Origin of the sequence: Micropruina sp. (assembly GCF_027492755.1) — a bacterium.
Lineage (GTDB): Bacteria > Actinomycetota > Actinomycetes > Propionibacteriales > Propionibacteriaceae > Micropruina.
On record NZ_JAPUED010000129.1, the window covers coordinates 1 to 7,398 of the forward strand.

At 70.1% G+C, this 7,398-nt stretch carries 8 protein-coding genes; 1 reads left to right on the top strand and 7 read right to left on the bottom strand.

Annotated elements, in window-relative coordinates:
- The 7 genes from pheT to Q0066_RS09300 all read right to left on the bottom strand — a co-directional run.
- The coding region (gene pheT / locus Q0066_RS09270; RefSeq protein WP_298132251.1) for a phenylalanine--tRNA ligase subunit beta at positions 1 to 2,503 on the bottom strand (2,503 nt) is incomplete at its 3' end.
- The gene (gene pheS / locus Q0066_RS09275; RefSeq protein ID WP_298132253.1) at positions 2,500 to 3,603 is read right to left on the bottom strand and encodes a phenylalanine--tRNA ligase subunit alpha; all 1,104 of its coding nucleotides are present in this window, start codon (positions 3,601 to 3,603) and stop codon (positions 2,500 to 2,502) included. The genes pheS and pheT, both read right to left, overlap by 4 nt.
- A 70-nt stretch (positions 3,604 to 3,673) precedes the next feature.
- Positions 3,674 to 4,501 carry an RNA methyltransferase gene (locus tag Q0066_RS09280; RefSeq protein ID WP_298132255.1) on the bottom strand — a complete coding sequence of 276 codons (828 nt, stop codon included), beginning with the start codon at positions 4,499 to 4,501 and terminating at the stop codon, positions 3,674 to 3,676.
- Positions 4,502 to 4,590: 89 nt separating this feature from the next.
- Positions 4,591 to 4,956: a 50S ribosomal protein L20 gene (gene rplT, locus Q0066_RS09285; RefSeq protein ID WP_298132257.1), complete on the bottom strand. Its 366-nt coding sequence runs from the start codon at positions 4,954 to 4,956 to the stop codon at positions 4,591 to 4,593.
- 75 nt (positions 4,957 to 5,031) lie between these two features.
- Entirely contained in the window at positions 5,032 to 5,238 is a 207-nt protein-coding gene (gene rpmI, locus Q0066_RS09290) for a 50S ribosomal protein L35 (RefSeq protein WP_298132259.1), read from the bottom strand.
- Positions 5,239 to 5,285: 47 nt separating this feature from the next.
- Positions 5,286 to 6,044, bottom strand: coding sequence for a translation initiation factor IF-3 (infC, locus tag Q0066_RS09295; protein WP_366521509.1), 759 nt, complete (start codon positions 6,042 to 6,044; stop codon positions 5,286 to 5,288).
- Between the two features lie 299 nt (positions 6,045 to 6,343).
- A complete protein-coding gene (locus Q0066_RS09300) occupies positions 6,344 to 6,841 on the bottom strand; it encodes an SseB family protein (RefSeq protein ID WP_298132260.1) in 498 nt (165 codons plus the stop codon).
- A gap of 131 nt (positions 6,842 to 6,972) precedes the next feature.
- On the opposite strand from Q0066_RS09300, the gene Q0066_RS09305 reads away from it, so the two are divergent.
- Entirely contained in the window at positions 6,973 to 7,395 is a 423-nt protein-coding gene (locus Q0066_RS09305) for a hypothetical protein (RefSeq protein WP_298132261.1), read from the top strand.
- The last annotated feature ends 3 nt before the right edge of the window (positions 7,396 to 7,398 follow it).

The window sequence follows — 7,398 nt, forward strand, 5'->3', positions numbered from 1 at the left end:
CTTCGGCCACCGCGGAGTCACGGGCTGCGGCGATCTCGGCGTCCTTCAGCGTCCGGTCGGGAGCCCGGAACCGCAGGGCGAAGGCCAGCGACTTCGAGCCGTCCGGGATCTGGGAGCCGCGGTAGATGTCGAACAGGTGGATCGACTCCAGCAGGTCGCCGGCGCCGGTGACCAGGGCGTCGGTGACCTCACCGGCACTGACCGTTTCGGCGACCACCAGGGCGACGTCCTCCTTGGCGACCGGGTGCTGCGACACCGAGTCGATGCTGCCCGGTCCGGGCGCGACGGCGAGCAGCACGTCGATGCTGATCTCGGCGGCCGCCGTCCGGGCCGGCAGGCCGAAGGCCTTGCACACCGTGGGGTGCAGTTCGCCGGCATGGCCGAGCAACACGTCACCACCCGCCGGGTCAGAAACCAGCAGCTTCGCGCAGCGTCCGGGGTGGAACGGGGCATGGTCGTCGGCCTCACGGCGCACCGCCACGCCCGCCTCTCCGGCGGCCAGTTCGGCGAAGGCGATCGCGTGCTTCCAGGACGCCGGCTCGGCCGCGCCGTCCCAGCCGGCCGGACGCCAGGCGCCGGTCAGCACCGCGGCCAGATGCCGCGGCTGGGCCGGCAGTGCGGCCTCGATCGCGGCCAGCTCCTCTTCGCTCGGACGCCCGTCGACGCCGGGCACCGGGGCGGCGGCACCGCTCCCGGCCCGGAACACCGAGCCGGCCTCGAACAGGGCCAGGTCGTCGTTGCCGCGTGAGGTGTTGCGCTGCACCGCGGCGAACAGGCCGGGCAGCAGCGACGTGCGCAGGTAGGGGCTGGTCTCTGCCAGCGGGTTCGCCAGCCGGACGACGGCACGACGGCGGTCGTCGGCAGGCAGCCCCAGCCGGTCCAGGTCCTCGGCCGAACCGAACGGCAGGGTCAGCAGTTCGGTGAAGCCGTTGCTGGCCAGCGCCCGGACGATCGCCCGCCGGGTGACCTGCCCGGCGGTCAGTCCACGCCCGGCCGGCGGTGTCGGCAGGATGGAGCCGATGGTGTCGAAGCCGATCTTGCGGCCGACCTCTTCGACGTAGTCGTAGGGGTCACGCAGGTCGCGACGCCAGGTCGGCGGCCACAGCTCCAGCTCACCGTCGGACGCCTCGCTGACGGCCACGCCGCTGGCCCGGAAAATCTCCGCCACCCGCTCGGCGGGCACCTCGACACCCAGGATCTGCGACGGCAACGCGACCCGGATCCGCTGGGTCGGCATCGCCGGAACCGCGCCGGTCACGGTCTCGGCCGTCGACAGCACGCCGCCGCCGAGTTCGACCAGATGCCGCGCCACCAGGTGCGCCGCCGCGTAGGCCGCGGCCGGGTCGGTGCCGCGCTCGAACCGCTTGGACGCCTCGGACGGCAGCCCGTGCCGGCGCATCGATCGCGAGATGGTGGACGGGTCGAAGGCGGCCGCCTCGATCACGATGTCGGTGGTGGTGGCGTCGCATTCGGTGGTGGCACCGCCCATCACGCCGGCGATGCCGATCGGACCGGAGTCGTCGGTGATCAGCAGATCGTCGGCCGACAAGGTGCGTTGCACGTCGTCCAGGGTGACGATGCGCTCCCCCGCGGACGCCTTGCGCACCCGGATCGGACCGGACAGCTTGGAGGCGTCGTAGGCGTGCAACGGCTGGCCGACTTCCAGCATCACGTAGTTGGTGATGTCGACCGGCAGTGAGATGGGCCGCATGCCGGCCATGGTCAGCCGCTGCTGCATCCAGCGCGGGGACGGCGCGGTCTCGTCCACCCCGGTCACGGTCAGCGCGACGAACAGCGAGCAGGCCGGGTCGTCCAGGACGACCGGGTAGCCGTCCGCCACCGGCGCCGGCACGGCCCGGTCGACCACATCGGTGAACGGCACACCGAGCGCCTGGGCAGCCTCGCGGGCCAGGCCGCGGATCGACATGCAGTAGGCCATGTCGGGCGACACGTTGATATCGAGCACCTCGTCGCCCAGCCCCAGGTACGCCGACGGGTCATCCCCCGGCACCAGACCAGAAGACGACGGCAGCACGATGATGCCGTTGTGGTCAGTGCCGATGCCCAGTTCGTCCTCGGCGCAGATCATGCCGTCGGAGAGGTGCCCGTAGGTCTTGCGCGAAGTCAGGGTGAAGCCGCCGGCCAGCACGGTGCCGGGCAGGCCGACCACGACCAGGTCGCCGACGGCGAAGTTGTGCGCGCCGCAGATGATGCCGCGGACGCCCTCGGTCACATCACGCCCCTCCACCGGGGCCGGCGGACTGGCCGGAGCAAGAGCCGCGCCGACGTCCAGGTGGCACCAGCGGATCACCTTGCCGTTCTTCTGCGGCTGATCGACGAAGTCGACGACACGTCCGACGGCCAGGGGGCCGACACCGGCGCCGAACTGCTCGACGGTCTCGACCTCGAGTCCGGCCCGGATCAGCACCTCGGCCAGTTCCCGGCCAGACAGCCCCTCGGGCAGCGCGACCCAGTCGCGCAGCCAGCTCATCGGCGCCCTCATCGAGCAACCCCCTTCAACATGCGGCTGAATCGGACGTCGCCCTCGACGAAATCGCGCAGGTCGGAGGCGTTGTTGCGGAACATCAGGGTGCGGTCGATGCCCATGCCGAAGGCGAAGCCGCTGTAGACGTCGGGGTCGACGCCGCAGGCGCGCAGCACCCGCGGGTTGACCACGCCGCAGCCGCCCCACTCGATCCAGCCCTCCGACTTGCAGGTGCGGCAGGGCCGGTCCGGGTTGCCGACCGATTCGCCGCGGCAGACGAAGCACTGCAGGTCGACCTCGGCGCTCGGCTCGGTGAACGGGAAGTAGTGCGGACGCATCCGGGTGCGGATGCCCGCCCCGAACATGGCCTGCGCGAAATGGTCCAGGGTGCCGCGTAGGTGGGCCATCGAAATGCCCTTGTCAACGGCCAGTCCCTCGATCTGGTGGAACACCGGCAGGTGGGTGGCGTCGTACTCGTCGGCGCGGTACACCTTGCCCGGGCAGACCACGTACACCGGCAGTTCACGCTCGAGCAGCGAGCGGATCTGCACCGGGGAGGTGTGGGTGCGCATCACCAGGTGGTTGCTGACCGGCTCCACGAACAGCGTGTCGGTCTCGCCGCGGCTCGGGTGGTCGGCGCCGATGTTCAGCGCGTCGAAGTTGAGCCACTCCGATTCGAGTTCGGGGCCCTCGGCGATCTCCCAGCCCATGCCGACGAAAACGTCGCTCATCAGGTCGATCAGCCCGGTGATCGGGTGGATCGCGCCGGCCGGATGCAACTCGACGGGCAGCGTCACGTCGACCGCCTCCTCGGCCAGCACCCGGGTCAACTCCGCGGCCTCGACCTCGGCGGTACGGGCGGCCAACGCCTTCTGCACCCGTCCGCGGGCCGCGCCCAGCAACTGCCCGGCCTGCTTGCGGTCGGCGGGCGGAATGGCGCCGATCGCCCGGTTGGCCAGGGCCAGCGGCGACCGGTCACCGGCGTGCGCGAGCCGGGCGTCCTTCAGCGCGGAGGTGGAGTCGGCGGCGGCGATGGCGGCCAGCGCCTCGGCGACCATGGCGTCGATCGCCTCAGGGCGCAGCGAAGCGGCCGGATCGGATTCATTCGGGACTGACATGCGTCTGTTCTCCGTTGTCTCATGCCTGCGCGCGGACGCGGCAGGTTGTCGCGGGCTGTCCGCGGAATGCCTAGCCGGCGGCCACCCGGGTGTGCTGGGCGCTGGCCGAGGCATACAGGCAGACCGCCGCCGCGGTGGCCAGATTCAGGCTCTCGGCCTGGCCGTAGATCGGGACGGCGACCGTGCTGTCGGCCAACTCCAGGTGCTCGACCGGAAGCCCCCAGGACTCGTTGCCCATCACCCACGCGGTGGGCTCGCCGAGCTTGTCGGTCAGGTCGGTGAGCTCGGTGCCGGCCTCACCGTCGGTGGCGAACACCTGCAGGCCGGCGGCCCGGCAGGCGTCGATCGCCTCGGCCAGGTCGACCCCGACCACCAGCGGCAGGTGGAACACACTGCCGACACTGGCCCGGACCGTCTTCGGGTTGTACACCTCGACCGAATCCGAGGACAGGATGACGGCGTCGGCACCGAAGGCGTCCGCGCACCGGATCACCGTGCCGGCATTGCCGGGGTCACGGATCTGCGCACAGATCACCACCAGCCGGACGTCAGGCGTGACCGCCTCGGCGAGCGGGACGTCGAGCGTGCGGCAGACCGCGACGACCCCCTGCGGGGTGACCGTGTCGGTGATGGTGGCGATGTTCTGCTCGCTGACCGCGTAGTGGGTCACCCCCGCCTCACGGGCAGCGGACAGCAGATCGACGTGATCGTGCACCGCCGCCCAGCGGAAGAACACCGCCTCGACGACGTCCGGCTGCTTGAGCGCCTCGCGCACCGCCTGCGGCCCCTCGACCAGGAATTTGCCCGTCGTCTTGCGCTCCTTGCGGCGCAGCAGCGCCCGGGCGGCACGCAGTACCGCCTGGGACGGTTCGGGCAATTCCAAACGTTCGGGGATCATCGGCGATCGCCTTTCGGCTCAGCGAGGGTGGGACGGAACAGCGCGATACCGCGAGGGTTCGCGGTATCGCGCTGGCCTGCCGGTGGTGGTCAGGCGGTGGCGCCCGCGTTGGCCTTGGCCAACTCGACGAGCTTGCCGAACGCCGGGGCGTCGTTCACCGCGAGCTCGGCGAGCATCTTGCGGTCGACCTCGACGCCGGCGGCCTTCAGGCCGCTGATGAACCGGTTGTAGGTCATGCCCTCGTTGCGCGCGGCGGCGTTGATCCGCTGGATCCACAGCGAGCGGAAGTCACCCTTGCGGTCCTTCCGGTGCGCGTAGTTGTAGGTCATGCTGTGGAGCAGCTGCTCCTTGGCCTTGCGGTACAGCCGGGACCGCTGCCCACGGTAACCGGACGCCTGCTCGAGAACTTCGCGGCGCTTCTTCTGGGCATTCACCGAACGCTTGACGCGTGCCATGGTGGGTTAACTCCTTGTGTCGATCGGTCCGGGCGCGCCGGACCACGCGCGAGAACCGCGCGGGTGGTGGTGGGGTCAGCGGGCCTTGTACGAGCCGAGCAGCTTGCGGGCCTTCTTGGCGTCGCCCTTGGCAACGACGGCGTCGCCGTCCAGCCGGCGGGTACGGGTGGTCGGCTTGTGCTCGTTGAGGTGCATCTTGCCCGCCTTGCGGTGCATCACCTTGCCGGAGCCGGTGAGCTTGAACCGCTTCTTGGCGCCCGAGTGCGTCTTCATCTTCGGCATCGTGCCGCTCGCTTTCTTTTCGTGGATCTCACAGCTTGTGAGAGGTCTTACAGGTCGATGTCGGGGTCCATGTTGTCGGCCGGCCCCCGGCGCTTCTTCAGGCTGACGCCACCCTGATGGGCAGCACGATGCTCGGCCTCCGCGCTGCGTTCGGCCTCGGCGTCCGCGGCGCGCTGAGCCATCCGGGCCTGCTTATTCGCCTCGGCGTCGACGCGCGCCTCCGACTTCTTCTTCGTCGGGGACAGCACCATGAGCATGTTGCGCCCGTCCTGCTTGGGCGCCGACTCGACGAAGCCGTCCTCGACCACGTCGTCGGCGAGCTTCTGCAGCAGGTTGAAGCCCAGTTCCGGGCGGCTCTGCTCGCGGCCGCGGAACATGATGGTGATCTTGACCTTGTCGCCGGCCTTGAGGAAGCGCACGACGTGACCCTTCTTGGTCTCGTAGTCGTGGCTGTCGATCTTGGGGCGGAGCTTCATTTCCTTGATCACGGTGTTGGTCTGGTTGCGCCGGCTCTCACGGGCCTTCTGGGCGGCCTCGTACTTGAACTTGCCGTAGTCCATGAGCTTGGCGACAGGCGGGCGCGCCATCGGGGCCACCTCCACCAGGTCGAGATCCGCCTCGCGGGCTAGCCGCAGCGCGTCCTCGAGCCGAACGATGCCGACCTGCTCGCCGGCAGGCCCGACCAATCGCACCTCGTTGGCGTGGATGCGATCGTTGATCCGTGGTTCGCTGATGTTTCCTCCAGTGTGTTGCAGCGTGACGGTGCCGACCGAAACGAAAAGGCCTCCGCCGATGCGGAGGCCCACGGGTAAGACACGGCCCTCGCTGCGTGCAGCAGGCCGGTCGGCGACCCGCCGACCAGGGGCCGGACGGGTGGGAGTGCGGGACCCCACTTCGGAGGACCAGCCGGAAACGGCCGGTCGACAACGACATTCTAGCGTGTCATTGTCGACAGCGCTTAATCGGGGGCATCCCGGGCGGTGTCGAGTCGGCGCTCCCTGCCCCTGGGAAGCGCGATCGATGCAGCGCTCGCTGGTTGAGCTTCTCGAAACCCTTGGCCAACGAGGTCTCGACAAGCTCGACCAACGTTGATCAGCGCTCCCTCTTACGAGCTTGCGACGCTGAGCCAGCCCCAGCCGTCCGACAGCTTCATCAGCCGGTTCCCGGTGGCGAGCGGACGGATCAACTCGCCTTCGATGGTCAGCAGATGCGGGCCGGCGACGTCGATCACGATCGCCTCCGCGCCGGTCTCCACCGCGGTGGCCGCAACGTCGTCGAGGGTGCAGGGCACCGGTCGCGCCATCGGGTCGAAGGCGCGCAGGGCGTCCAGGCCGGTGAACGCCAACACCCCGCTGGCGCCGGAGGCCGAGGTCATCAGCACCGCCGACATCTCGGCGTGCCGATCCGGATCGGGGCCGTCGCCGGATTCGTCGCCCGAGGCCACGATCGGCAGCAGCAGGCGGGCACCGCACAACGCCGCGACCGCCGACAGGTACGCCTCCGGGTCACCGGCGCCGGAAGCGGCCAGCGCGGCGCGCACGTCGGCGTCCGGCTCGCCACGATCGCCCGCCCATGCGGCGTTGACCTCTCCGAGAGTCTTCACACCCCCAGCCAACCACAGACTGTCGCCCCGAACGGAGCCGAGAGCTCGGCGGCCGGCATTCCGGCGAGGTCAGGACGAATCCACCCGGACGGCCGCTGGCAGACGGCGGGCGATGCTGGCACGCTGCTCGCATGGATATCTCCCTGTGGGTGATGATCATCGCCATCGGCTGGACCGTGGTCGGCCTGATCCTGGTGGCCGCCCTGTGGTCGCGGGCGCCCTGGAAGGCGGTGATCGCCTGGCTGGGCATCGCGCTGGTGCCGCTCGGGCTGTGGCTGGCCGGACTGTCGCAGGCTGCGATCGACGGTTGGAACACGCTGGCGCTGTGGTGGCAGGGACTCATCTTCACGCTGCCCGTGATGATCGGGGTCGGCCTGCTTGGGCTGGCGGCCCTACTGCTGGTGGTGTCGCGGCTGGTGCCGAACCGTCCTCGCAAGCGCAAGCAGGCCAACGGGATTCCGTCGGCGACGACCCCGCCCAGCTATCGGCCGACTCCGCCGCGCAGCGAGGCCGAGCAGACGCTGATCCTGCCGGAGAACCGCCCCAATCCCTGACAC

What these genes read in the sequence shown, in the direction of transcription:
- pheS (WP_298132253.1), bottom strand. Translation starts at nt 3,603, where the DNA reads ATGTCAGTCCCGAATGAATCCGATCCGGCCGCTTCGCTGCGCCCTGAG.
- rpmI (WP_298132259.1), bottom strand. Translation starts at nt 5,238, where the DNA reads ATGCCGAAGATGAAGACGCACTCGGGCGCCAAGAAGCGGTTCAAGCTC.
- rplT (WP_298132257.1), bottom strand. Translation starts at nt 4,956, where the DNA reads ATGGCACGCGTCAAGCGTTCGGTGAATGCCCAGAAGAAGCGCCGCGAA.
- Q0066_RS09280 (WP_298132255.1), bottom strand. Translation starts at nt 4,501, where the DNA reads ATGATCCCCGAACGTTTGGAATTGCCCGAACCGTCCCAGGCGGTACTG.
- Q0066_RS09305 (WP_298132261.1), top strand. Translation starts at nt 6,973, where the DNA reads ATGGATATCTCCCTGTGGGTGATGATCATCGCCATCGGCTGGACCGTG.